At 63.8% G+C, this 22638-nt stretch carries 22 protein-coding genes; 8 read left to right on the top strand and 14 right to left on the bottom strand.

Annotated features, from left to right (window positions below; genetic code table 11):
• Nucleotides 1-118: 118 nt before the first annotated feature.
• The 4 genes from VQ067_RS15630 to VQ067_RS15645 all read right to left on the bottom strand — a co-directional run bounded on the left by VQ067_RS15630 (nucleotide 119) and on the right by VQ067_RS15645 (nucleotide 5762).
• Nucleotides 119-1021 (bottom strand): RluA family pseudouridine synthase, encoded by a 903-nt coding sequence (locus VQ067_RS15630; protein WP_003111649.1) that lies wholly within the window; start codon nucleotides 1019-1021, stop codon nucleotides 119-121.
• A 120-nt stretch (nucleotides 1022-1141) separates the two neighbouring features.
• Nucleotides 1142-2371, bottom strand: coding sequence for a serine/threonine transporter SstT (gene sstT / locus VQ067_RS15635; RefSeq protein WP_003088680.1), 1230 nt, complete (start codon nucleotides 2369-2371; stop codon nucleotides 1142-1144).
• 487 nt (nucleotides 2372-2858) lie between these two features.
• Entirely contained in the window at nucleotides 2859-4229 is a 1371-nt protein-coding gene (locus tag VQ067_RS15640) for an APC family permease (RefSeq protein ID WP_003088677.1), read from the bottom strand.
• 156 nt (nucleotides 4230-4385) lie between these two features.
• Nucleotides 4386-5762: a glutamine synthetase family protein gene (locus VQ067_RS15645; RefSeq protein ID WP_003118546.1), complete on the bottom strand. Its 1377-nt coding sequence runs from the start codon at nucleotides 5760-5762 to the stop codon at nucleotides 4386-4388.
• Between the two features lie 553 nt (nucleotides 5763-6315).
• Here VQ067_RS15645 and VQ067_RS15650 point away from each other — a divergent pair.
• Together VQ067_RS15650 and VQ067_RS15655 are read left to right on the top strand one after the other, a co-directional pair.
• Nucleotides 6316-7026: an AzlC family ABC transporter permease gene (locus VQ067_RS15650; protein WP_009315631.1), complete on the top strand. Its 711-nt coding sequence runs from the start codon at nucleotides 6316-6318 to the stop codon at nucleotides 7024-7026.
• Complete coding sequence (locus tag VQ067_RS15655; protein ID WP_003088669.1) at nucleotides 7011-7325, top strand: AzlD domain-containing protein; 315 nt, start codon at nucleotides 7011-7013, stop codon at nucleotides 7323-7325. The genes VQ067_RS15650 and VQ067_RS15655 overlap by 16 nt, the downstream gene beginning before the upstream one ends.
• Nucleotides 7326-7449: 124 nt before the next feature.
• Here VQ067_RS15655 and VQ067_RS15660 read toward each other — a convergent pair whose 3' ends face one another.
• A complete protein-coding gene (locus tag VQ067_RS15660; protein WP_033990801.1) occupies nucleotides 7450-8910 on the bottom strand; it encodes a hypothetical protein in 1461 nt (486 codons plus the stop codon).
• Between the two features lie 140 nt (nucleotides 8911-9050).
• The gene (locus tag VQ067_RS15665; RefSeq protein ID WP_003120198.1) at nucleotides 9051-9572 is read right to left on the bottom strand and encodes a class I SAM-dependent methyltransferase; all 522 of its coding nucleotides are present in this window, start codon (nucleotides 9570-9572) and stop codon (nucleotides 9051-9053) included.
• A gap of 735 nt (nucleotides 9573-10307) precedes the next feature.
• Between VQ067_RS15665 and VQ067_RS15670 the strand changes: the two genes are divergently transcribed.
• Nucleotides 10308-11966, top strand: a complete 1659-nt coding sequence (locus VQ067_RS15670) for a thiamine pyrophosphate-binding protein (protein ID WP_033990802.1) — start codon at nucleotides 10308-10310, stop codon at nucleotides 11964-11966.
• A gap of 7 nt (nucleotides 11967-11973) precedes the next feature.
• On the opposite strand, the gene VQ067_RS15675 is transcribed toward VQ067_RS15670, so the two are convergent.
• The 3 genes from VQ067_RS15675 to VQ067_RS15685 form a co-directional block, all read right to left on the bottom strand.
• Nucleotides 11974-12300 carry a hypothetical protein gene (locus tag VQ067_RS15675; RefSeq protein WP_169311261.1) on the bottom strand — a complete coding sequence of 109 codons (327 nt, stop codon included), beginning with the start codon at nucleotides 12298-12300 and terminating at the stop codon, nucleotides 11974-11976.
• Between the two features lie 151 nt (nucleotides 12301-12451).
• The gene (locus tag VQ067_RS15680) at nucleotides 12452-13360 is read right to left on the bottom strand and encodes a siderophore-interacting protein (RefSeq protein WP_003139694.1); all 909 of its coding nucleotides are present in this window, start codon (nucleotides 13358-13360) and stop codon (nucleotides 12452-12454) included.
• Nucleotides 13361-13494: 134 nt separating this feature from the next.
• Nucleotides 13495-14919, bottom strand: coding sequence for an aminotransferase-like domain-containing protein (locus tag VQ067_RS15685; protein WP_003088661.1), 1425 nt, complete (start codon nucleotides 14917-14919; stop codon nucleotides 13495-13497).
• 179 nt (nucleotides 14920-15098) lie between these two features.
• Here VQ067_RS15685 and VQ067_RS15690 point away from each other — a divergent pair, with 179 nt between their 5' ends.
• Nucleotides 15099-15353 carry a DUF1127 domain-containing protein gene (locus VQ067_RS15690; protein ID WP_003110679.1) on the top strand — a complete coding sequence of 85 codons (255 nt, stop codon included), beginning with the start codon at nucleotides 15099-15101 and terminating at the stop codon, nucleotides 15351-15353.
• Nucleotides 15350-15607, top strand: a complete 258-nt coding sequence (locus VQ067_RS15695) for a hypothetical protein (RefSeq protein WP_003110680.1) — start codon at nucleotides 15350-15352, stop codon at nucleotides 15605-15607. Before VQ067_RS15690 ends, VQ067_RS15695 begins: the two co-directional genes overlap by 4 nt.
• 74 nt (nucleotides 15608-15681) lie before the next feature.
• Here VQ067_RS15695 and VQ067_RS15700 read toward each other — a convergent pair whose 3' ends face one another.
• Together VQ067_RS15700 and VQ067_RS15705 are read right to left on the bottom strand one after the other, a co-directional pair.
• A complete protein-coding gene (locus VQ067_RS15700; protein ID WP_016263546.1) occupies nucleotides 15682-15981 on the bottom strand; it encodes a winged helix-turn-helix domain-containing protein in 300 nt (99 codons plus the stop codon).
• A gap of 23 nt (nucleotides 15982-16004) precedes the next feature.
• A complete protein-coding gene (locus tag VQ067_RS15705) occupies nucleotides 16005-16478 on the bottom strand; it encodes an Lrp/AsnC family transcriptional regulator (protein WP_003088649.1) in 474 nt (157 codons plus the stop codon).
• Between the two features lie 132 nt (nucleotides 16479-16610).
• On the opposite strand from VQ067_RS15705, the gene VQ067_RS15710 reads away from it, so the two are divergent.
• Both VQ067_RS15710 and VQ067_RS15715 read left to right on the top strand, forming a co-directional pair.
• The gene (locus VQ067_RS15710) at nucleotides 16611-17003 is read left to right on the top strand and encodes a hypothetical protein (RefSeq protein WP_003088646.1); all 393 of its coding nucleotides are present in this window, start codon (nucleotides 16611-16613) and stop codon (nucleotides 17001-17003) included.
• Between the two features lie 153 nt (nucleotides 17004-17156).
• The gene (locus VQ067_RS15715; RefSeq protein WP_033990795.1) at nucleotides 17157-18158 is read left to right on the top strand and encodes a bile acid:sodium symporter family protein; all 1002 of its coding nucleotides are present in this window, start codon (nucleotides 17157-17159) and stop codon (nucleotides 18156-18158) included.
• Between the two features lie 54 nt (nucleotides 18159-18212).
• On the opposite strand, the gene gorA is transcribed toward VQ067_RS15715, so the two are convergent.
• Entirely contained in the window at nucleotides 18213-19568 is a 1356-nt protein-coding gene (gorA, locus tag VQ067_RS15720; protein ID WP_003160153.1) for a glutathione-disulfide reductase, read from the bottom strand.
• Between the two features lie 144 nt (nucleotides 19569-19712).
• Between gorA and VQ067_RS15725 the strand changes: the two genes are divergently transcribed.
• Complete coding sequence (locus VQ067_RS15725; protein WP_023875384.1) at nucleotides 19713-20135, top strand: VOC family protein; 423 nt, start codon at nucleotides 19713-19715, stop codon at nucleotides 20133-20135.
• Between the two features lie 179 nt (nucleotides 20136-20314).
• On the opposite strand, the gene galU is transcribed toward VQ067_RS15725, so the two are convergent.
• Entirely contained in the window at nucleotides 20315-21154 is an 840-nt protein-coding gene (gene galU, locus VQ067_RS15730; RefSeq protein ID WP_003088639.1) for a UTP--glucose-1-phosphate uridylyltransferase GalU, read from the bottom strand.
• Nucleotides 21155-21201: 47 nt separating this feature from the next.
• Nucleotides 21202-22563: a UDP-glucose 6-dehydrogenase gene (locus VQ067_RS15735; protein WP_019484670.1), complete on the bottom strand. Its 1362-nt coding sequence runs from the start codon at nucleotides 22561-22563 to the stop codon at nucleotides 21202-21204.
• Between the last annotated feature and the right edge of the window lie 75 nt (nucleotides 22564-22638).

Consider the following 22638-nt stretch of genomic DNA (forward strand, 5'->3'; position numbering starts at 1 on the left):
AGCGGGCGATTCTTCTACTCGCCCGCGCAGCCCTCCAGGCCGAGCGCCTGCTCATAGAAACGCGCCATGCGCTCCGGGTCGGCGACGTACGCCAGCATTCCGCTGGCGAGCCTGTCGCCTACACCTGCCAATCGAGCCGCAGCCCGGATTCGAACGTACGCCTTTCCCCGCTCAGCGGGTCGTCGAAGCGCAGCCCCCTGGCCAGCAGCTTGAGCGGCCGCCGGTAATCGTCGGGGCTGTCCTCGGCGTCCAGCAGCTCGGGATAGAACCCATCGTTCTGGATACCCGCGCCGAGTGCCGCGAGGTGCACGCGCAGCTGGTGCTTCTTGCCGGTCACCGGATACAGCCGGTAGCGCCACCAGCGGCCGTTGCGCTCGGCGACCTCGATGCGCGTCTCGCTGTTCGGCTCGCCCTCGCCTTCGCGCATGCGGAAGAACGGCTCGCCGGGCACCAGGCGGGTCCTGCGCAGCAACGGGAAGTCCAGTCGCGGCAAGGCCGGAGCGATCGCTTCGTAGTACTTGTCGATGCGCCGCTCGCGGAACAGCGCCTGGTAGCGCCCGCGGCTGCCGGGATTGGTCGAGAACAGCACCAGCCCGGCGGTATGCCGGTCGATCCGATGCAGCGGCACCAGGTCGCGATTGCCGGTGCTGCGGGCCAGCCGCGCCAGGAGCGTCTGCTCGACATAGCCGCCGGCCGGCATCACCGGCAGGAAGTGCGGCTTGTCCGCCACCAGCAGATGCTCGTCGCGGTACAGGATGCGCGCCTCGAAAGGGATCGGCGCCTCCGCCGGCAACTCGCGGAAGTAGTGCACACGCAGGCCTTCGCGATACGCCGCCTGCGGGCCCAGCGCACGCCCCTCGGCGTCCAGCACCCGGCCCCGCTGCATGCGCGCCAGCCAGGTGTCGCGGTCGATGGCCGGGAAACGCGCGCAGAGACAATCGAGCACGGTGCTCCAGGGGCCGGCCGGCAGATGCAGGGTGCTGGCGCGGAGACTGGCGTCGGGCAAGGAAGGAGACGACATGCGGCAACTCGGGAAGGACGGGCGAACATTAGGCCGCAGCGCGGCGCACAGGTCAAAGCGCGCCGGAGCGAAACGAAGAAACCGCCCGAGGGCGGTTTCTTCCGTGATCCAGGGATCGAATCAGGCGGCGCTCGCCTTGCGCTCCTCCGCCAGGCAGGCGGCGGCGGTGAACAGCACGTCGGTCGAGGAGTTCAGCGCCGTCTCCGCGGAGTCCTGGAGAATCGCGATGATGAAGCCTACCGCTACCACCTGCATCGCCACCTCGCTGGGAATCCCGAACAGGCTGCAGGCCAGCGGGATCAACAGCAGCGAGCCGCCGGCCACGCCGGATGCGCCGCAGGCGCAGACCGACGCCACCACGCTGAGCAGGATCGCGGTCGGTACGTCCACGGCGATGCCCAGGGTATGCACCGCTGCCAGGGTCAGCACGGTGATGGTGATCGCTGCGCCGGCCATGTTGATGGTCGCGCCCAGCGGGATCGATACCGAATAGGTGTCTTCGTGCAGGCCCAGGCGCTCGCAGAGCTGCAGGTTGACCGGGATATTGGCTGCCGAGCTGCGGGTGAAGAACGCGGTCATGCCGCTTTCGCGCAGGCAGGTCAGCACCAGCGGATAGGGATTGCGGCGGATCTTCAGGAACACGATCAGCGGGTTGACCACGAAGGCCACGAACAGCATGCAGCCGAGCAGCACCACCAGCAGGTGGGCGTAGCCTTTCAGGGCCTCGACGCCGGACTCGGCGAAGGTCGAGGCGACCAGGCCGAAGATGCCCAGCGGGGCGAAGCGGATCACCACCTTGACGATCAGCGAGACGCCGTTGGACAGCTCGGAGAGCAGGTTGCGGGTGGTATCGCTGGCGTGGCGGAAGGCGATGCCGAGACCGATGGCCCAGGCCAGGATGCCGATGAAGTTGGCCGAGATCAGGGCGTTGACCGGGTTGTCCACCACGCTCAGCAGCAGGGACTGGAGCACCTCGGCGATGCCGCCCGGAGGCGACATCTCGCCCGGATGGCTGGCCAGCACCAGGCTCGAGGGGAAGGCGAAGCTGGCGATCACCGCCACCACCGCGGCGCTGAAGGTGCCGACCAGGTACAGCAGCAGGATCGGCCGGATATGGGTCTGCTGGCCTTGCCTGTGGTTGGCGATGGATGCCATCACCAGGACGAACACCAGTACCGGCGCGACGGCCTTCAGCGCGGAAACGAAGACCTTGCCGATGAAGCCGACCTTGAGCGCGGCGGCCGGGAAGAAGCTGGCGAGCAGCAGGCCGGCGATCAGGCCGACGATGATCTGGCCCACCAGGCTGGTACGCGTCAGCAGATGAAGCAGGGGACGTTCAGGGTATGTCATGCAGATTTCTACTCTTATAGGTGTGTCGAAGGCCGGCCCAGGCAGCTTCCATGCCGAACGACCCTGTGCCGTTCCGCCCCCGCGAAGGGATGGTTCGAGCGAGCCGGGTAGTCTAGGGAAGGACGCGCAGCACCACAGGAAACACCGACCAGCGGATACCGGGCTCCCCCGCCACGGCCATCGAACCGGATCGGGACGGCGTGGATTCTAGCCGTGTCTGCGCTTTTTGGGGGCGTCCAATTCTGTCTGGATTCGGACATGTCGTCGCAGGTGCATTGCCAGCCGGGAGGCCGGAAACCCCTGTGAAAAGGAGGGAAAACGCGGAATTCGCTGTCTGCAGATAGCCAAAGCCCGCCGTGAGGCGGGCTTCAGATGGGGGGCTAGTCCGTTAGCCATGGGTCCATGATTGACCCGTCACCGTGAAAATTTCGTGAAGATTACCAATCTTTTTCCTTCACTTTTTCGCTGAATCCATTCACCGCTCGCCTCACTGGGTCGGGCTCAGTTCGCTCTCCTGGAAGCGCGGCGGCGGACGGCTGAAGCTGCGGGTCAGGTAGAACAGGTAGCCGAAGCCCAGCCCGGCCCAGATCAGCCCCATCACCAGCGAGGTGCTTTCCAGGTTGAGCCAGAGCACCGCGACGATGGCCGCGCCGAGCAGCGGCAGGACCAGGTAGTGGAAATGCTCCTTGAGGCTGCGGTTGCGCCCGCCGCGCACATAGAAATGCACGATCACCGAGAGATTGACGAAGGTGAAGGCCACCAGGGCGCCGAAATTGATCAGCGCGGTCGCCGTCACCAGGTCGAAGGAGATCGCCGAAAGCGCCACCATGCCCACGATCAGCACGTTGATCGACGGCGTGCGCCATTTCGGATGGACGAAGCCGAAGATCCGCTCCGGCAGCACGTTGTCCCGCCCCATCACGTACAGCAGGCGCGACACGCTGGCCTGGGAGGCCAGGCCAGACGCCAGGGTATTGATGAAGGTGGCGCAGAGGAAGATCGACTGGAACAGCTTACCGCCGACGTACAGGGCGATTTCCGGCAACGCCGCGTCGGGCTCCTTGAAGCGGACGTTGGTCGGGAAATAGGACTGCAGGAAATACGACACGGTGATGAAGATCACCCCGCCGTACAGCGCGGTGAGGAAGATCGCCCGCGGGATCACCTTGGCGGCGTCGCGGGTTTCCTCGGACAGCGTGGTCACCGCGTCGAAACCGAGGAAGGAAAAGCAGAGGATCGTCGCCCCAGCCACCATCGCCGAGAGATGCGCGTGCTCGGAGAAGAACGGCTGGGTGCTGAGCACCGTGGCGGTCCCCTCCCCGTTGTTCAGGCCATGGATCACCAGGCCGATGAAGACCACGATGATCGCCAGCTGGACCAGCACGAAGACGGTGTTGAAATTGGCGACCAGGTTCACGCTCTTGATGTTGATGAGGGTCATGATCAGCACGAACATCACCACCCAGACCCATGGCGCGACCTCGGGGAACAGTGCAGTCAGGTAGATCTTCGCCAGCAGCGCGTTGATCATCGGCAGGAACAGGTAGTCCAGCAGCGACGACCAGCCGACCATGAAGCCGACATGGGGATTGATCGCCCGTTGCGCGTAGGTATAGGCCGAGCCTGCGGTGGGGAACTGGCGGACCAGCTTGCCGTAGCTGATCGCGGTGAACAGCACGCCGGCGAGGGCCAGCAGGTAGGCGGTGGGCACGTGTCCCTGGGAAATCCCGGATACGATGCCGAAGGTGTCGAAGACGGTCATCGGGGTCAGGTAGGCCAACCCGATCATGACGATCTGCCACAGCTTGAGGGACTTGCGAAGCTGGGTTCGTTCTGCGGTGGGGGGAGGATTCGACATGGGTATGCTTGCCTCGATTTCTTCTTTTTCTAATGCACAGCAAAGGAAGGCGGACGGGCGGAAACCGCAGGCTTGCCGCCGTCTACCTTCAGCAAGGGTGGGAACCTCGACGGAAGAACGGGCGGGCGGCGCCGGACCGGAGCCACCCGCCCATGCTCACACGGTGTGCAGGTACCAGTTGTACTCGAGGTCGGAGATCGAGTACTCGAACTCCTCCAGCTCGCTTTCCTTGCAGGCGACGAAGATGTCGATGTACTTCGGATCGATGTACTTCGCCAGGATCTCGCTGTCGTCCAGTTCGCGCAGGGCGTCGCGCAGGTTGTTCGGCAGGCTCGGCTCCAGCTGCTCGTAGGAGTTGCCTTCGATCGGGGCACCCGGCTCGACCTTGTTGGTCAGCCCGTGGTGCACCCCGGCAAGCACCGAGGCCAGCAGCAGGTAGGGGTTGGCGTCGGCGCCGGCGACGCGATGTTCCAGGCGTACCGCGTCCGGGCTGCCGGTGGGCACGCGCAGGGCCACGGTGCGGTTGTCCAGGCCCCAGCTCGGCGCGTTCGGCACGTAGAACTGCGAACCGAAGCGGCGGTAGGAGTTGACGTTCGGGCAGAGGAAGGCCATGGAGGCCGGCAGGGTCTCGAGCACGCCGCCGATCGCATGGCGCAATGCGGCGTTCTGCTCGGGATCCTCGCTGGTGAAGATGTTGTTGCCGTGCTTGTCGAGCAGCGAGATGTGTACGTGCAGTCCGTTCCCGGCCTGGCCCGGATAGGGCTTGGCCATGAAGGTGGTGTCCATCTCGTGGTCGTAGGCGATGTTCTTGATCAGGCGCTTGAGCAGCACCGCATAGTCGCAGGCCTTCATCGGGTCGGCGACGTGATGCAGGTTGACCTCGAACTGCGCCGGTGCGGATTCGGCGACGATGGCGTCGGCCGGGATGCCCTGGGCGCGGGCGCCGTCGATGATGTCCTGGAGGCACTCGACGTATTCGTCGAGGTCGTCGATGGAGTACACCTGCACCGACTGCGGACGCTTGCCGGAGATCGGCGAGCGCGGCGGCTGCGGCCGGCCGTTCACGTTCTCCTGGTCGATCAGGTAGAACTCCAGCTCGAAGGCGGCGACGATGGTCAGTTCCATCTCGGTGAACCTGGCCACCACCTGGCGCAGGACTTCGCGGGGGTCGGCGAAGAAGGGATCACCTTCCAGCTCATGCATGGTCATCAGCAGTTGCGCGGTCGGGCGCTTCTGCCAGGGTTCCATGGAGAGGGTGCCGGGGATCGGGTAGCAGATCCGGTCGGCGTCGCCGATGTCGAGACCCAGGCCGGTACTCTCTACGGTGGAGCCGGTGATATCGAGGGCGAACAGGGAAGCGGGAAGGTTGATACCTTTTTCGAAGACTTTGGGCAGACTGTTGCGTTCGATTCGCTTGCCGCGAACCACGCCATTCATGTCTGAAATCAGAAGGTCGACGAACTGGACCTCGGGATGTTCCTGAAGGAACAGGCTCGGCTCAGTGAGCTGAACGGCACGCAGGGGTACCGACATGATGCAACACCTTTTTTGTTAAAAATTTCAATCATGCGGGGGCTGGAGCCAGAGTCAATCGGAAAGCCAATTTGTTGTCAATAGCCCTCTCGTCGCCCTCGCGGACGGCGAAATGGCCGTAGACAGGGCCTTCCAGAGCATCGCGAAAGCGGCCAAAGCCAGGCCAGGCAAGGTGTTCAACTTGGTGCAGCAGATATTTTACAGGCTACGTTGTACGAAAAATTGAACAAGGCTAAGCTGTGCCAACCCTACAACAGCAATAAACCGGGTGTTCCATGTCCTACCAGCCGTCCCTCGGCGCCAAGTTCTGCGGCCACAAGATCGGTCAGCATCCGCGTTAGCTCCGCTCCGGTTCTTCTCTCCCTCGATTCTTCGCAGCGCCCTCGAGCGGCCCTCGCTCGTCCGCCGCCTGCCCTGCCCGTCCTCCTTATATAAGGAAGGACACCGGCCGCTTTCGCCTGCGTGGATAACGGATACGAAGAGCAAGATCGTTCAAGCCAGCCCGATGCGCCTGCTGGCATGCTGGACCGACGTTCACCACCGCCATGCCCCCATGACTGCCCACGACCTGCCCCGCCAAGCCTTTCTCCGCGGCGCCGTCGCCATCCTCCCATTGTCCCTGGCCGTCGCGCCCTGGGGGCTGCTGGCGGGATCGATGGCCATCGAAGCCAACCTCACCCCGGCCGAGGGCCAGGGCCTGTCCGCCATCGTCTTCGCCGGCGCCGCCCAGTTGGTGGCGATCGGCATGCTCAAGGGCGGTGCCGGGTTCTTTTCGATCATCTTCACCACCCTCCTCCTGACCTCGCAGCACCTGCTCTACGGCATGAGCTTGCGGCCGGTCCTGTCACCTCTGCCGGGACGCTGGCGGATCGGCCTGGGCTTCCTGCTCACCGACGAGTTCTTCGCCCTCGCCAGTCAGCACGACCGGCGCAACTTCAACCGCTGGTACGCCCTCGGCGTCGGTCTGACCTTCTATATCGCCTGGAACCTGTTCACCCTCGCCGGCATCCTGCTTGGCCGCAGCATTCCCGGTCTCGAACACCTGGGTCTGGATTTCTCCATCGCCGCCACCTTCATCGCCCTGGTCGCGCCGCTGGTGCGCAACGTACCGACGCTGGTCTGCGTGGCCACCTCGCTGTTCTGCTCGGTGCTGTTCAGCCACTGGCAATGGAGTTCGGCGCTGGTCCTCGCCGGCCTCGCCGGGATGGCCGCCGGTTTCGTCTGCAACAAGCTGTATCGGGAGGCGCCATGGTCTGGGCAGTGATCTTCGGGATGGGCGCGATCGTCTTCCTCAACCGCTACCTGTTCCTCGAACCACGCCTGCCGATCCGCCTCGGCAGCAACCTGCGGCAGTTCCTCGGTTTCGCCGTGCCCGGCATGCTCACCGCGATCTGCGGCCCCATCGTGTTCATGCCCGAGGGCCGCATCGACCTCGGCTACGACAATCCCTACCTGGTCAGCGGCGCAGTCACCGTGGCGCTGGTGCTCTATACCCGCAATACCCTGGCGAGCATGCTGCTGGGCATGGCGTTCTTCTTCCTGTTCAAGTGGTGGCTGATTTGATCGATGTCAGTCGCTGCACGTCGGACGGCATGATTTCGGCAGACAGCCTCTTGCAGGGGGCTACAAACCAATAGCCCGTAAGAACACGTGGAAACAACTGAAGCGGCAATCGAAAATTTTTGCCTTACTTCAAACCATATCCAAGCTTCCATTCCAAGCTTCCCAAATCATCACACCCTGCATTCGATGATAGAAAATGATTTTCGCCAAGCGGAGAGTAACAGCGATAAATAGGGACCGTATTTTTTTGTGGGTATTTATACACCCAACCGATAGTGGCGATTCGATCATGTCCGCTCCCGTCACATCCTCCTGCATCAGTCACGAGATAATCATCGGGATCCTGTCTATTCACACACTCCTCCACCTCAAGCGTTTCAATACCAACGACAGGACGAGTCAGGAGATATGCGATACGATTACGCTCGGTGTACTCGGATTGTCTCACCACAGGCAGAGTAGTAACTCTGTATTTCCCACTCCTGTGCTCCCAGCGGGTAAGAGCCAAACCTACGGAAGCCTGTTGAGGTTCACTAACCACCTTCATGTTAACCCCTTGAAAGACGAGATACTTTTCCTTTAGCGTTCCTCCATGCGGTATATAAGTATAGGTGATACCCCAGCCGGAATTATCAACTCGATTCCCGCCACCAAGTAGATTCACGACCCCCACATATGCGATTAAGTCAGTTGACTTCCCGATTAAATTTCGATCCCAATCATTTTTAACAAACGGAACAAGAGGATCCTTAAGAGTAAAAAAATTCTTATAATCAGAGGACAATGACAGCTTTATCCCGCCAAACCATGGATCGAGATCAAGCGCAATAACTTTACGTCCAGCCCGCCAATACCCAACACTACTCCCTATAGTACCCAAACTATCTGCCATACCACCAATCGCAGGCTCACTCCAATTTCCTTTATATAATTTCCTCCAGCTTGACGGGAACATATAAGATGCCTCCGGAGCACGCGCCACGATATTATCCCATCGCCCCGGCCTGAAACAATACATATAAAGGTAGCCTTCATCGGGGGCCCGAACCAGTGAACAATCACCCTCCCCAGATTGGGTCCCCATCTTCGGTGCCTCAGGGCTGGTCAACACAGTGATTGGATTAACCCAAGATAGACCGTCATAAGAAAACGATACTCCCATTGACTTGTGCGTCTGCCCACCATTGATGTAGTCGCACTTTTGCTCCTGATGCACGGCTGCAACATAGACATCTCCGATCTTAACCGGAGAATTTATCCATACTCCACACTCGCTGTAGGACCCTGCGGCACCTTTACTTAACACCTTATTGGCAGGCCAGCCCATAGACCAGGCCTCCGGCCCGGTTATTGCGTAAGCATCACCACCTCCGGAACTGTAGCCTCTGAATAAATTTTCAGAGAGCTTTATTACATAAAACTTAGTATCCAGGCCAGGCTCGTGAGACCCAACCCTAACTACTAGCGGGCGCTCCACCCGCACCTGTAGACAAGACTCACAAAAGACTTCCGCCGCAACTTTCAAAACCAATAAAAAGTGCAGAAGAAGCACAAAACACAAACAATAAAGCATAGACTTCTTCATGAAAATCCCTTTCATAATATTTTATTTTTCAATCAAAACCATCCAACCACTGGCCACCAACACAATATTTCCGGCTCCAGCCCCGAAATTCCGATACCAATCTAGCGCCCGTCCAGGCAGAGCAATTGACACGGAGAAATTCAGAAAACCACCCGAAAATAATGACGATAGTCACAGTGAACGCCATCCTCCCGCTCGACGGCTTTCACCTTGAACTGCTTTGCTCCCAGCAACTCCAAGACACGAACCAGTTGATCATGGCTGAATATCTGTGTATGCCCGATTGCTGGAACTCCGCGAGAGTCAGTCACCAACAGTAACTCACCGCCCGTCCTCAACCTGCCCACACAGTCAATCAGGAATTGGATCCAGTCGGCCGTATGGTCAAGCACATTTGAGCAAACGACGAAATCGAACGCACTCTCTATATCGGCAACACCATCCCTTATATAACAAGAAGAACCTCTTTCCCCGAGAATCGAGAATGGAAGATTCTCTGCATACAGCCCCATCAATGAGTCCTGGGCAGTCACTGTCACGCCTTCGACCTTCTCGAAAAAGCCGATCGGCCCACTACCTACTTCCAAAACCTTACCTTCAAAACCTTCGTAGCGATAATGCGAGGAGCCGTACGTGAACCCCATCTTCCCAAGAAACCACATTGCATCCTTATGCCGGGCCTCTTGTAGTTCCTCGACAGACAGATGGCGATAGGGCCATTTATCCTTCCAGAAAGAAAGCTCGTACTCCTGGGAATGTATCCACTGCTCCGGATCTGCAGACGCAACGCTACGTACGTCAGGAGCAGTTTCAACCCTACGGGACACCGACGAGAATTCGCCTGCACCACTGCCACGCTCTTCGATACACACTAGAGGAGTGCCATTCGCACGACGGCGCTCCCAGAAACCGGATAAAAATTTCACCCTAAAAACCTCCCTGCTCATTGGTACCCTTGCCCATCGGACTAAAAGACAAAAAAGCCGAAACTTACCGACGACCAAACAACAACTCGTCCTCTATCTCAGCGCCCCAGCAAAAATCTTCCCCTCAGGAAGCCGCCAAACAGCACTGCCCGAGGAAAAACTAACAAAGAAAATTTATAAATAATGTAAGAACAATCCTTTTTGCTAGAGGAAATAGTTACATAGACATAATTGAGGAGAAGATGGAGAAACGAGCGGAAAACCGCGCTCTCCGATCCGCCTAGAGGAGACCCGTTGCGATGACGCTCCAGTCCCCTTCTCGTCCAGATGAAGCGCTGAAAGGGGCCTCCTCCGCAACGAAGAACGAGGGTTCATGCGCCACGGGAATGAACTCGCGAAGAAAGGTCGCTTGGCGCGGACGTGCTTTGGGCCGAAGATCGGGGCAACCACAACGTGCGCAGCGAGGCCCTCATGTCCGACTCCCTTCCCCAGCGCAACGGCGGGCAAATCCTGGTAGAGGCATTGCGGCGCAATGCCGTCGATACCGTCTACTGCATCCCCGGGGAAAGCTACCTGCCGGTGCTCGACGCGCTGCACGACGCCGACGGCATCCGCACCGTCGTCACCCGCCACGAGGGTGCCGCCTCGAACATGGCCGATGCCTACGGCAAGCTGACCGGCCGACCAGGCATCTGCTTCGTCACCCGCGGCCCCGGTGCCACCCATGCGGCGAATGGCGTGCACACGGCGCAGCAGGACTCGACGCCGATGATCCTGTTCGTCGGCCAGGTGGAAAGCGCCTTCAAGGGCCGCGAGGCGTTCCAGGAAGTCGACTACGTGCAGATGTTCTCGGGCCTGGCCAAGTGGGCCGTGGAAATCGACCGTATCGAACGCATCCCGGAGATCGTCGGCCGCGCCTTCAGCGTCGCCACCTCGGGCCGACCGGGCCCGGTCGTGGTCGCCCTGCCCGAGGAAATCCTCTTCGGTTCCGCGCAGGTCGCCGATGCGCCGGAGCCAAGGGTGCTTCCGGGGCGGCCGGGCGCCACGGCGATGGCGGAACTGCGCGAACTGCTGGCGAACGCCAGGCGGCCCCTGCTGGTACTTGGCGGCAGCGGCTGGGACAGTGCCGCCAGGAAACGGCTAGGCGCCTTCGTCGAGGCCAATGGCCTGCCGGTGGCCACCTCGTTCCGTCGCCAGGACCTGTTCGACAACCGTGACCCGCACTACGCCGGACAACTGGGCTTCGGCGCGGCGCCGGCGCTATTGGAGCGGCTGCGCCAGGCCGACCTGCTGCTGGTGGTCGGGGCGCGCCTGGGCGAAACGCCGAGCGCTGGCTACAGCCTGGTGCGTAGTCCGGCCCCCGCGCAGACGCTGATCCACGTGCATCCGGACAGCGCGGAACTGAACCGCGTCTACCTGGCGCGACTGCCGATCCAGGCCACCCCGTGTGCCTTCGCCGAGGCCCTGGCCGACCTCGCGCCGTTGCCCTCGAGCACTTGGCAGGACTGGTGCGAAGCCGCCCATGCCGATTACCTGGCCTACTCGACCCCGGCTGCGAGCGACCCCGCCATCCAGGGCGTCGACCTGGCGTCCGTGGTCGCGTACCTCAGCGAAAACCTGCCGGACGACGCGGTGATCGCCAACGGTGCCGGCAACTATGCCGTCTGGGTGCATCGCTTCTACCGCTATCGCCAGGCCCGCACGCAGTTGGCGCCGACCAACGGCGCCATGGGCTACGGCCTGCCCGCCGCGATCGCCGCCAGCCTGCGCGATCCGCAGCGCAGCGTGGTGTGCTTCGCCGGCGACGGCTGTTTCATGATGTATCCGCAGGAGCTGGCGACCGCCGCGCAGTTCGGCGCGACGCCGGTGGTGATCGTGGTCAACAACGGCATGCTCGGCACCATCCGCATGCATCAGGAGCGCGAATATCCCGGGCGGGTATCCGCCACCCGCCTGGACAACCCCGACTTCGTCGCCCTGGCGCGAGCCTTCGGCGCCCACGCCGAACGAGTGGAGTGCAGCGCCGACTTCCCCGCCGCGTTCCGCCGCGCCCGCGAAAGCGGACGCCCGGCGCTGCTGGAGCTGCTGACCGACCCACGCCAGATCACGCCGCAGGCGCGCCTCGCCTGAGGCATCCTCAGCCGGCGCGGAAGGCGATCCAGGCCTGGTAGCCCACGGCCTGGAAATAGCGGCTGGGCAGGACGAAGCCGGTGTCTTCCAGCAGTTCGCCGAGGCGCTGCTCGGACAACGGATCGAAATCCTCGCGCAAGCGTTGCAGCATGCCGTCGCTGTCCTCCGGGGAAAGCCCGGCCAAGCGGCAGGCCTCGGCCTGCACCGGGCGTTCGAAGGCGTCCCGGGCTTCCATCAGGTTGGCCAGCAGCAACGGTGCCGCTGGCGCCAGACGCTCGGCGACCGCCTCGAGGAAGCGCCGCTTGGCCTGGTCGCCGCGCAGGAAATGCAGCACCAGCAGGACCAGCGCCGCATCGCAAGGCGGCGCAGGCGGTAGCCCGGCGACGTCGCCGCAGTGCAGCTCGATCCGCTCCAGCAGGCCGAGCCTGGCGCGCGGCCGATCCGCGTCTCGTAGCCGTCCGCCTGTTTCCCGACGAAGCGGCCCATCAGTCGAACACCTTGCCCAGGCGCCAATAGCCCATCAGGGTCAGATGACGCTTGTCGATACCGCGCTCCTGCACCAGGTAGCGCCGGATCGCCATCACCGCCGCCGACTCGCCGGCGACCCAGGCGTAGAAACTGCCGCTCTCGGGGCTCGCCAGTTCCCAGAGGATCTCCTCGTCGATATCGATGTCCTCCAGCTCCTGGGCCGCACCACCCGCCACCTCGCGCTCCGGCAGCCGCGCCTGGCGCGCCGCCTCGATCATCCGCTCGCCGTTGCGCGAATGGATGCCGGCCTGGTGGCGCGGCAGCCAGTGCAGGCGCGCACCGGGAATCGCCGGCAGGTCGAGGATATCGGCTTCTCCCGGCACTTCGAGAAAGGCCTCGACCACCGGCGGCTCGGCTTCGCCGGCCAGCTCCTCGAGAATTCCCGCCACCGCGGGCAAGGCGGTTTCGTCGGCGATCAGCAGGATATGGCGGACGCCAGCCGGCGGCTTCCATTCGTAGCCGCCGGGGTCATCGCCGTATTGCCGGTTGGGCGCGGCCAGTTGCAGGCGGTCGCCGATCCGCGCGTGGGTCGCCCAGGCCGAGGCCGGGCCGTTCTCGCCGTGGAGGACGAACTCCACGTCGACCTCCTCCTGCTCGGCGCGCAGCGCACGGATGGTGTAGGTACGCATCGGCGGCCGGCGAGCCGGCTCGACGCTGCGATAGGCCTGGTACCACTCGCTGCCACCGGGCAGGCTGGGCGGCTGGCCGCTGGCATCGGGGAAGAAGATCTTGATCCGCTGGTCGGCGGCCAGGGTCTTCATCTCGGCGACCTCCGGGCCGCCGAAGACGAAGCGGGTCAGCGCCGGGCTGAGTTGCTCGCGGCGCTTGAGTTCGACATTGAACAGACGATAGGCGGGTTGCGACATGACGATGGTCTCCTGGTGACCGGCGCCCAGCGGCGCCGGCGGATGCATGCATCAGGCAACTCTAGCAAATAATGCGAATGATTAGCATTTGCTATTTGTGCAATCGTCGACTGCGTCGAAAGCACGACTGCCGCTCAGGCCTCGCAAGGCTCCAGCAGCTCGCAAGCGCTCTCCCCTACTCGCCTGACCGCCTGCTCGATGGCCGGGGTCGGCAACGCCGCGTAGTTCATCCGCAGGCAGTTCCGGTACTTGCCGGAAGCGGAGAAGATGCAGCCCACCGCGACTTGTACGCCGCGGTTGCGCAAGGCCTTGTCCAGGCGCAGGGTGTCGAACGCCTCGTCCAGTTCGACCCAGAGCAGGAAACCGCCCTGGGGCCGGCTGGCGCGGGTGCCCTCCGGGAAATAGCGCGCCACCCAGTCGATCATCAGGTCGCGTCCGCGCTGGTACTGGGCGCGCATGCGCCGCAAGTGCGGCTCGTAGTGGCCGTTGCCGATGAATTCGGCGATCGCCAGTTGCGGTTGCAGGGCGCTGGCGCCGGTACTGATGTACTTCATGTGCAGCACGCGGTCGGCGTAGCGCCCGGGTACCATCCAGCCGATCCGCAGGCCCGGCGCCAGGACCTTGGAGAACGACCCGCAGAGCAGCACCCGGCCATCGTCGTCATACGACTTGATGGTGCGCGGGCGCGGATAGGTGTAGGCCAGGTCGCCGTAGACATCGTCCTCGATGATCGCCACGTCGTAGCGCTGGGCCAGGGCCAGCAGCGCCCGCTTGCGCGACTCGGGCATGATGTAGCCGAGCGGGTTGTTGCAGTTCGGGGTCACCTGGATGGCCTTGATCGGCCACTGTTCCAGCGCCAGTTCGAGGGCTTCCAGGCTGATGCCGTTGACCGGATCGGTGGGGATCTCCAGGGCCTTCATGCCGAGGCCTTTCAGCGATTGCATGGCGCCATGGAAGCTCGGCGACTCCACCGCGACGATGTCGCCCGGTTCGCACACCGCGCGGATGCTCACCGACAGGGCCTCGTGGCAGCCGGTGGTGATCACCACGTCGCTGGCGGTGGCCCGACAGCCGGAGTCCACCAACAGGCGGGCGACTTCCTCGCGCAGCAACGGCGAGCCGTGGATCCCGTCGTAGGCCAGCGCACGGGCGTCGGCGTGGCGGTTGAGCCGGGCCAGGCTGCGGGTCAGCGGTTTCAGCGAAGGGCTGGAGATGTCCGGCATGCCGCGGCCGAGCTGGACCACGTCCGGTCGCGGCACCGTGCTGACCAGGGCCAGCACCTGCTCCCATTGCGAGATTTCCACCGGCCGCTGGGCCAGGCGGGCGATCGCCGGCAGCGGCGGCATCTGTCGCGCGGCCGGGACGAAATAGCCGGACTTCGGCCGCGGTTCGGCCAGCCCGCGATCTTCCAGCAGCCTGTATGCCTGTTGCACGGTGCTCAGGCTGACACCGTGCTCGATGCTCATGGCCCGCACCGAGGGCAGCCGGTCGCCCGGACGGTAGAGGCCCTGTTCGATGCGCGAACCGAGGGTCTCGGCGAGTTGCAGATAAAGGGTCATGAACGGGACTCCAGGGTGAGCGAAAGCGGGACCGGTACAGATGGTGGCGAAATCCACCATTCAGGCCGGGGAGCGCTTGATCTGTATGCAGTCAACCCACCTTTTCTGGACCTGTACGGAACAGCGCGCGATGGCCATTCTATCTCCGTCGTCCAGCCGATCAATATGGAGTACGCAGCATGACGCGACTCAGTGCGAAATCCGAGCGCCGCCAACGCCTCGATGGCCCCTTCCCACTCGCCGCGATGGACACCCTGGCGCAGGCCCTGCGTCGCGGCTATCGCCTGGCCCGGCAACGCCAGCTGACCCGGCGCGCGCTGCTGGACCTGGAGGCGGCGGAGCTGAAGGATATCGGCCTGAGCGCCGAGCAGGCCCGCGAGGAAGCCTCGCTGGCGTTCTGGCAGGCGGGAAGGTCCGGCGGGAGAAAGGCATGATCCGCTGTCGCAACTGTGGCGAACACCCAGCCAGCGAAGGGCATATCTGTATGGTCTGCAAGCGCCGATCCGACATCGACCCATACAAGGCGCTGATCGCCATGGCCCTGCTGGTCTACTGCGGCGTCAGCCTGGCGGCCTACCTCAAGCCGCATATGCCGTCACCGCCGCCTACCGCCAGCAGCAGCGTCCAGCCCGCCGAGGAGCTGGCCCAGCGCGCGCGCCAGGCCACCCTGGAACAGCGCGGCATCTGAAGAACGCATGCTCGGGAGGGGAGGCAGTTTGAGCCCCTCCTTCTTTTATATGCATGTGGCCGCCAGCGCGTGGCTCATTCCGCCGGATACTCCAGCGCCGCCGCGATTCGCCGATGCTGCTCGACCACCCATTCCCGCCGTACCGCCCCCCAGTCGCGGATGACATAGCCGCCCTGGTGGTTGCGCGCGCCCTCCCGCTGCTCGAACTCGCAGACGATGTCCAGTTCCTCCAGCGCGGCGATGGTGTCCTGGGCGGTACGCCGGGGCATGCCGGTGGCGGCCATGATCTCCGGCACGCTGGCGATGCCGCTGTCGATCAGGTAGGCGACGTAGAGGCGGCGGTAGAAGCTGGACTTGGTCTTGCTGATGGTCATGGGCAGGCGTTCTCCGGGAAGGCTCAGGGAGCGAGCAGGGGCAAGGTAGTGGTGGATTTGATTTCCGACAAGGCGACGATGGAGTTCACTTCCTGGATGCCCGGCACCGCCGACAGCTTCTCGAAGAAAAAGCGTTCGTAGGATTCGATATCGCGGGTGACGATACGCAGCATGAAGTCCACCGCGCCCATCAGTACGTGGCACTCCAGCACCTCGGGAAACTGGTGCATCGCCTCGGCGAAGTCGGTGAGGTTCTTGCGCCCATGGGCGTTGAGCTTGATCTGGGCGAATACCTGGGTATTCAGGCCGATCTTCTTGCGGTCGAGCAGGGTCACCTGCTTGCGGATCACCCCCTCCTCCTTCAGGCGTTGGATGCGCCGCCAGCAGGGCGATTGGGAAAGTCCGATGCGCTCGGCGATCTCGGCGGTGGAAAGCGAGGATTCCTCCTGCAGCAAAGCGAGAATACGCTGATCGTACATATCCAGTGGAATGGACATAAATATTCCCTACAAAGAAAAATATAGGGATCAAGTATGCACGGATAGCGCAAAATCACGCAAAAACAGGAGAAAAAATCCGGCACGCCTCTGGGAGAATTTCTCTCGTCGAAACACTGCCTGGAGCGTCACATGTCAACCCTCGCCCCCCTTTTCCTGGCCAAACACCCTGACGGCGAAGAACGCCAGGTGATCCGCCCGAACGTCTGGGAAACCTCCTGCGCAGATACCGAGACCCTGTCGATCTTCCATATCGAGGGCATGGCCGATCCGGACCTGCTGTGCCGGGTGCTCAACCTGTTCGCCGTGCAATCCTTCACCCCGGAGCGGGTTCGCGCCGACCGCGAGGACCACAAGATCCGCCTGCTGCTGACCTTCCCCGGCCTCAGCCAGCACCGCGCCAGCGTGATCGCGGAGAAGCTGCGCTCGCTGGTCACCGTGCTCGCCGTCCGCCTGGAGTTCTCTCCCCATGCCGGCAAGGTCCGTCCCAGCGTCAGCGAGCCGCTGCTGGCCAGCGTCGTCTGAGCCCCTCGGGGCGGCGCGGCGGCCGCCCTGTCCATTCGGCGTCATCGGCTGGCCTTCTGGCGTTAGCCGGTCGCCCAGCCCATGGCTACAGTGCAGGTTCGCCAGGCAGCCAGAAGACTGCCATGTGTTCCCCCGATCCTGCAGAGCGTGCCCATGTCCCGACCGCGTTTCCTTCCGGATAACTTCACCCTGGCGCTGATCGCCACCGTCCTTCTCGCCACTTTCCTGCCCTGCAGCGGCCAGACCGCCGTGGTCTTCGAATGGGTGACCAACATCGGCATCGGCCTGCTGTTCTTCCTCCACGGCGCCAAGCTGTCGCGCCAGGCGATCATCGCCGGCATGACCCACTGGCGCCTGCACCTGCTGGTGTTCGCCTGCACCTTCGTGATGTTCCCGCTGCTCGGCCTGGCGCTGAAACCGGCGCTGTCGCCGATGGTCACCCCGGAGCTGTACCTCGGCATCCTGTTCCTCTGCGCCCTGCCGGCCACGGTGCAATCCTCCATCGCCTTCACCTCGCTGGCGCGCGGCAACGTGCCGGCAGCGGTATGCAGCGCTTCCGTGTCGAGCCTGCTCGGTGTATTCCTCACCCCGCTGCTGGTCAAGCTGCTGCTCGGCGCCGAAGGCGAGACCGGCAACGCGCTGGACGCCATCGGCAAGATCACCCTGCAACTGCTGGTACCCTTCATCGCCGGCCAGGTCCTGCGGCGCTTGATCGGCGCCTGGGTGGAGCGCAACAAGCCGGTGCTACGCTATGTCGACCAGGGCTCGATCCTGCTGGTGGTCTACACCGCCTTCAGCGCCGCGGTGATCCAGGGCCTGTGGCACGAAGTACCCTGGCTGGCGCTGCTCGGCCTGACCGTCGCCTGCTGCGTGATCCTCGCCCTGGCCCTGGTGCTGACCACGGTGCTGGCGCGACGCCTGGGCTTCAGCAAGGAAGACGAGATCACCATCGTCTTCTGCGGTTCGAAGAAGAGCCTGGCCACCGGCGTGCCCATGGCCAAGGTGCTGTTCGCCACCAGTGCGGTGGGACCGATGGTGTTGCCGCTGATGCTGTTCCACCAGATCCAGCTGATGGTCTGCGCGGTGCTCGCGCAACGCTACGCCAGGCGCCGCGACGACGCAGCGACGGCGCTGGCCGAGGCCCCCTCGCGCTGAGCGCGAAAATGAAAGAAGCCGGCCCTGGGGCCGGCTTCTTCGTTCAGACGCGGCTCAGCGCGTCGGCGTGCGCAGGGTGACGAACTCTTCCGCCGCGGTCGGGTGGATGCCGATGGTCTCGTCGAACGCCTGCTTGGTCGCCCCGGCCTTCATCGCCACCGCGATACCCTGGAGGATCTCGCCGGCCTCGGCGCCGACCATGTGGCAGCCCAGCACCCTGTCGTCGTGGGCATCCACGACCAGCTTCATCAGGGTCTTTTCCTGGTCGTCGGTAAGGGTCAGCTTCATCGGCCGGAAGCGGCTCTCGAAGATCTTCACCTTGTGCCCGGCGCTCAGCGCCTCCTCCTCGGTCAGGCCGACGGTGCCGATGTTGGGCAGGCTGAACACCGCGGTGGGAATCAACTTGTAGTCCACCGGACGGTACTCCTCCGGCTTGAACAGCCGCCGCGCCACCGCCATGCCCTCGGCCAGCGCCACGGGGGTCAACTGGACGCGACCGATCACGTCGCCCAGGGCGAGGATCGACGGCTCGCTGGTCTGGTAATGCTCGTCGACCGCGATGAAGCCCTTGTCGGTCAGCTTCACTCCGGTGTTTTCCAGGCCAAGGTCATCCAGCATCGGCCGCCGCCCGGTGGCATAGAACACGCAGTCCGCCTCCAGCACCCGGCCGTCCTTGAGGGTCGCGGCCAGGCTGCCATCGGCCTGTTTGTCGATACGGGCGATGTCGCTGTTGAACTGCAGGTCCAGGCCCTTCTTGCCCAATTCGTCGCGCAGATGCTCGCGGACGCTGCGGTCGAAGCCGCGCAGGAACAGGTCGCGACGGTAGAGCAAGGTGGTCTCGGCGCCGAGCCCGTTGAAGATCGAGGCGAACTCGACGGCGATGTAGCCGCCGCCGACCACCAGCACGCGGCGCGGCAGGCGCTCGAGGAAGAACGCTTCGTTGGAGGTGATCGCGTGTTCCTTGCCGGGAATGTCCGGCACCTGCGGCCAGCCACCGGTGGCGACGAGAATGTGCTTGGCGCTGAAGCGCTGGCCGTCCACCTCGACGCTGTGCGCATCGAGCAGACGGGCGTGACCTTCGAGCAAGGTCACCCCGCTGTTCACCAGCAGGTTGCGGTAGATGCCGTTGAGCCGCTGGATCTCGCGGTTCTTGTTGCCGATCAGGGTCGCCCAGTCGAACTGCGCCTCGCCGGCGCTCCAGCCATAGGCCCGGGCCTGCTCGAAGTCCTCGCTGAAATGCGCGCCATAGACCAGCAGCTTCTTCGGCACGCAGCCGACGTTGACGCAGGTGCCACCCAGGTAGCGACTCTCCGCCACCGCAACACGGGCACCGAAGCCGGCGGCGAAGCGGGCGGCGCGTACGCCCCCTGAGCCGGCGCCGATGACGAACAGATCGAAATCGAAAGACATGTTCCTACTCCTGGATCAGATGCGTTCCAGCATAACCCATTCACCAGCGTCGGCTCCCGCCGGATCGACGCAGAAACCTGTCGAAACGGCTCAGCGCAGGGCCTGGCAGGCGATGGGCTATGCTTGTCCGTGGAGGTAAGCGCGATGTCCCCCACCCTCACCCACCTGGCGCTGCACGTCCCCGACCTCGACGCCTGCATCGCCTTCTACGAAACCTTCTGCGGCATGTGGGTGATCCACCGGCGCCCCGGCAAAGGCTCGCAGATCGTCTGGATGGCCGAACCCGGCCAGGAACAACGCTTCATCTTCGTCATAATGCCCGGCGGCCAGCCGCGCAACCTGGCCAGCGACGATTACAGTCATTTCGGCTTCGCCCTCTCCAGCCGCGCCGCGGTAGACGATCTGGCGCGCCGCGCCGAGGCCGCCGGCTGCCTGGTCTGGGCGCCGCGCGACGAGCCCTATCCGGTCGGCTACTACTGCGGCCTGCGCGACCCGGCGGGCAACTACGTGGAGTTCAGCTACGGCCAGCCGCTGGGCCCGGGTTCCGAGGCGCTGCCGATTCCCTGACCGGGCGCGGAGGCGCCGCGTGGCCCAGGCCAGGCTGGCGGGGTTATTCGCCCGACGCCAACAACGCCACGCCCGCCGACAGCTCGGGTAGAGCGGATAACCCCATGGCCGTTCGCCCCATACGAAAAACGCCGCGCCCCCATCGGGGACGCGGCGTTTTTCATCGGGAACGGCGAGGCTCAGTGAGCCTTGCCGGTCTTGTAGAGGTTTTCGTAGCAGAAGTTGGTCGCCTCGATGTAACCCTCGGCGCTGCCGCAGTCGAAACGCTTGCCCTTGAACTTGTAGGCCAGCACGCAGCCGTCCTGGGCCTGCTTCATCAGGGCATCGGTGATCTGGATCTCGCCGCCCTTGCCCGGTTCGGTCTGCTCGATCAGGTCGAAGATGTCCGGGGTCAGGATGTAACGGCCGATGATCGCCAGGTTCGACGGCGCCTCTTCCGGCTTCGGCTTCTCGACCATGGTGTTCACCCGGAAGATATCGTCGCGGATCATCTCGCCGGCGATCACGCCGTACTTGTTGGTCTCTTCCGGCGGCACTTCCTGGATCGCCACGATGGAGCAGCGGAACTGGTTGTACAGCTTGACCATCTGCTTCAGCACGCTGTCGCCTTCGAGGTTCAGGCACAGGTCGTCGGCCAGGACCACGGCGAACGGCTCGTCGCCGATCAGCGGACGACCGGTGAGGATGGCGTGGCCGAGGCCCTTCATCTCCACCTGGCGGGTGTAGGCGAAGGTGCACTCGTCGATCAGCCGACGGATGCCGACCAGGTACTTTTCCTTGTCGGTGTTGCGGATCTGGTGTTCCAGCTCGTAGCTGATGTCGAAGTGGTCTTCCAGCGAACGCTTGCCGCGGCCGGTGACGATGCCGATCTCGGAAAGGCCGGCTTCCAGCGCCTCCTCCACCGCGTACTGGATCAGCGGCTTGTTCACCACCGGCAGCATTTCCTTGGGCATGGCCTTGGTGGCCGGGAGGAAACGAGTGCCGTAACCGGCGGCCGGGAAAAGACATTTCTTGATCATGAGAATCCTTCGACATGGACGAAGTATGCGGATGGCGCGCAGTCTAATCAGGCTGCGCTCGCCTTACAATGCCCGGCCCTTGAACGTCCTATGCCCTGGTAGATGAAGCCCAGTTCCGCCATCCGCGCCGGTGCGTAGAGATTCCGACCGTCGACCAACAGGGGAGTTCGCATGGATCCACGGATTTTCTGGAAGTCCGGCTGGCGGAACTGTTTCCACTCGGTCACCAGCACCAGGGCATCGGCGCCCTCGACGGCGGCGTAGGGCGAGTCGTGGAGCGTCAACTGGGCGCACGCCAGCGCGTCCGGATAGCGTGCCGCGACCCCGGCGTTGGCCACCGGGTCATGGGCCCTGACCCGCACCCCGTGGCGCAGCAGTGCCTCCAGCAGGACCAGGCTCGGCGCCTCGCGCAGGTCGTCGGTACCCGGCTTGAAGGCCAGCCCCCAGAGCGCCACCGTGCGCCCTTGCCAGCGTCCCTGGAACAGTTCGCCGAGGGTCTCGAAGAGCAGTTCCTTCTGCCGCGCGTTGCGCGCTTCCACCGCACGCAGTATCTGGCTGTCGAAGCCCTGTTGCTCGGCGCTGCGGATCAGCGCGCGGACGTCCTTGGGAAAGCACGAGCCGCCGTAGCCGCAGCCGGCGTAGATGAAATGGGTGCCGATGCGCTTGTCGCTGCCCATGCCGCGGCGCACGTCCTCGATGTCGACGCCGGTGAGGGCGCACAGCCCGGCCATCTCGTTCATGAAGGAAATCTTGGTGGCGAGGAAGGCATTGGCCGCGTACTTGCTGAACTCGGCCTCGCGACGCCCCATCAGCAGGACCCGCTCGTGATTGCGCAGGAACGGCGCGTAGAGCTGGCGCAGGGTTTCCCCGGCCTGCGCCTCGGCGCTGCCGATGATGACCCGGTCCGGGCGCCTGAAATCGTCCACCGCCGAGCCTTCCTTGAGGAACTCCGGATTGCTCGCCACCGCCACCCGGAAGCGCTTGCGCCGGCGCGCCAGGCCCAGGCGGATGATCTCTTCGACCCGTTCGGCGGTGCCCACCGGCACGGTCGACTTGTTGACCACGATGCAGGCCTGGCGCAGTTGCGCGCCAAGTTGTTCGGCGACCGCCATCACGTGGCTGAGGTCGGCCGAGCCGTCCTCGCCGCACGGCGTGCCGACGGCGATGAACACCACCTCGGCGTCGGCCAGGCCTTCCGCCAGGCTGGCGGTGAAGGTCAGGCGGGCGGCGTCCAGCTGATCGCGCAGGATGCTTTCCAGGCCCGGTTCGTAGATCGGCATCTCGCCGCGTCTCAGCCGCGCGACCCGCTCGCGGTCGCGCTCCACGCAGCGCACCTGGTTGCCCATCTCGGCGAAACAGGCCGCCGTCACCAGTCCCACATAGCCCGCACCAATCACGCATAGCCGCATGGCGTCATCCTCCGCTGGCCTCGCCTTCTCTGCGGACGATTGCAGCCAAGCGCGGTGGCAGGCGCGTGACGCTGG

It is taken from the genome of Pseudomonas sp. KBN12P06040 (assembly GCF_037574965.1).
GTDB lineage: Bacteria > Pseudomonadota > Gammaproteobacteria > Pseudomonadales > Pseudomonadaceae > Pseudomonas > Pseudomonas aeruginosa.

Coding starts and splice junctions, on each gene's coding strand:
- VQ067_RS15715 (WP_033990795.1), top strand. CDS start 17,157: ATGTCCCGACCGCGTTTCCTTCCGGATAACTTCACCCTGGCGCTGATC.
- VQ067_RS15705 (WP_003088649.1), bottom strand. CDS start 16,478: ATGTCCATTCCACTGGATATGTACGATCAGCGTATTCTCGCTTTGCTG.
- VQ067_RS15680 (WP_003139694.1), bottom strand. CDS start 13,360: ATGTCGCAACCCGCCTATCGTCTGTTCAATGTCGAACTCAAGCGCCGC.
- VQ067_RS15670 (WP_033990802.1), top strand. CDS start 10,308: ATGTCCGACTCCCTTCCCCAGCGCAACGGCGGGCAAATCCTGGTAGAG.
- VQ067_RS15630 (WP_003111649.1), bottom strand. CDS start 1,021: ATGTCGTCTCCTTCCTTGCCCGACGCCAGTCTCCGCGCCAGCACCCTG.
- VQ067_RS15660 (WP_033990801.1), bottom strand. CDS start 8,910: ATGAAGAAGTCTATGCTTTATTGTTTGTGTTTTGTGCTTCTTCTGCAC.
- VQ067_RS15685 (WP_003088661.1), bottom strand. CDS start 14,919: ATGACCCTTTATCTGCAACTCGCCGAGACCCTCGGTTCGCGCATCGAA.
- VQ067_RS15710 (WP_003088646.1), top strand. CDS start 16,611: ATGTCAACCCTCGCCCCCCTTTTCCTGGCCAAACACCCTGACGGCGAA.
- VQ067_RS15695 (WP_003110680.1), top strand. CDS start 15,350: ATGATCCGCTGTCGCAACTGTGGCGAACACCCAGCCAGCGAAGGGCAT.
- gorA (WP_003160153.1), bottom strand. CDS start 19,568: ATGTCTTTCGATTTCGATCTGTTCGTCATCGGCGCCGGCTCAGGGGGC.
- sstT (WP_003088680.1), bottom strand. CDS start 2,371: ATGACATACCCTGAACGTCCCCTGCTTCATCTGCTGACGCGTACCAGC.
- VQ067_RS15640 (WP_003088677.1), bottom strand. CDS start 4,229: ATGTCGAATCCTCCCCCCACCGCAGAACGAACCCAGCTTCGCAAGTCC.
- galU (WP_003088639.1), bottom strand. CDS start 21,154: ATGATCAAGAAATGTCTTTTCCCGGCCGCCGGTTACGGCACTCGTTTC.
- VQ067_RS15645 (WP_003118546.1), bottom strand. CDS start 5,762: ATGTCGGTACCCCTGCGTGCCGTTCAGCTCACTGAGCCGAGCCTGTTC.
- VQ067_RS15665 (WP_003120198.1), bottom strand. CDS start 9,572: ATGTGGTTTCTTGGGAAGATGGGGTTCACGTACGGCTCCTCGCATTAT.
- VQ067_RS15650 (WP_009315631.1), top strand. CDS start 6,316: ATGACTGCCCACGACCTGCCCCGCCAAGCCTTTCTCCGCGGCGCCGTC.
- VQ067_RS15700 (WP_016263546.1), bottom strand. CDS start 15,981: ATGACCATCAGCAAGACCAAGTCCAGCTTCTACCGCCGCCTCTACGTC.
- VQ067_RS15725 (WP_023875384.1), top strand. CDS start 19,713: ATGTCCCCCACCCTCACCCACCTGGCGCTGCACGTCCCCGACCTCGAC.
- VQ067_RS15655 (WP_003088669.1), top strand. CDS start 7,011: ATGGTCTGGGCAGTGATCTTCGGGATGGGCGCGATCGTCTTCCTCAAC.
- VQ067_RS15735 (WP_019484670.1), bottom strand. CDS start 22,563: ATGCGGCTATGCGTGATTGGTGCGGGCTATGTGGGACTGGTGACGGCG.
- VQ067_RS15690 (WP_003110679.1), top strand. CDS start 15,099: ATGACGCGACTCAGTGCGAAATCCGAGCGCCGCCAACGCCTCGATGGC.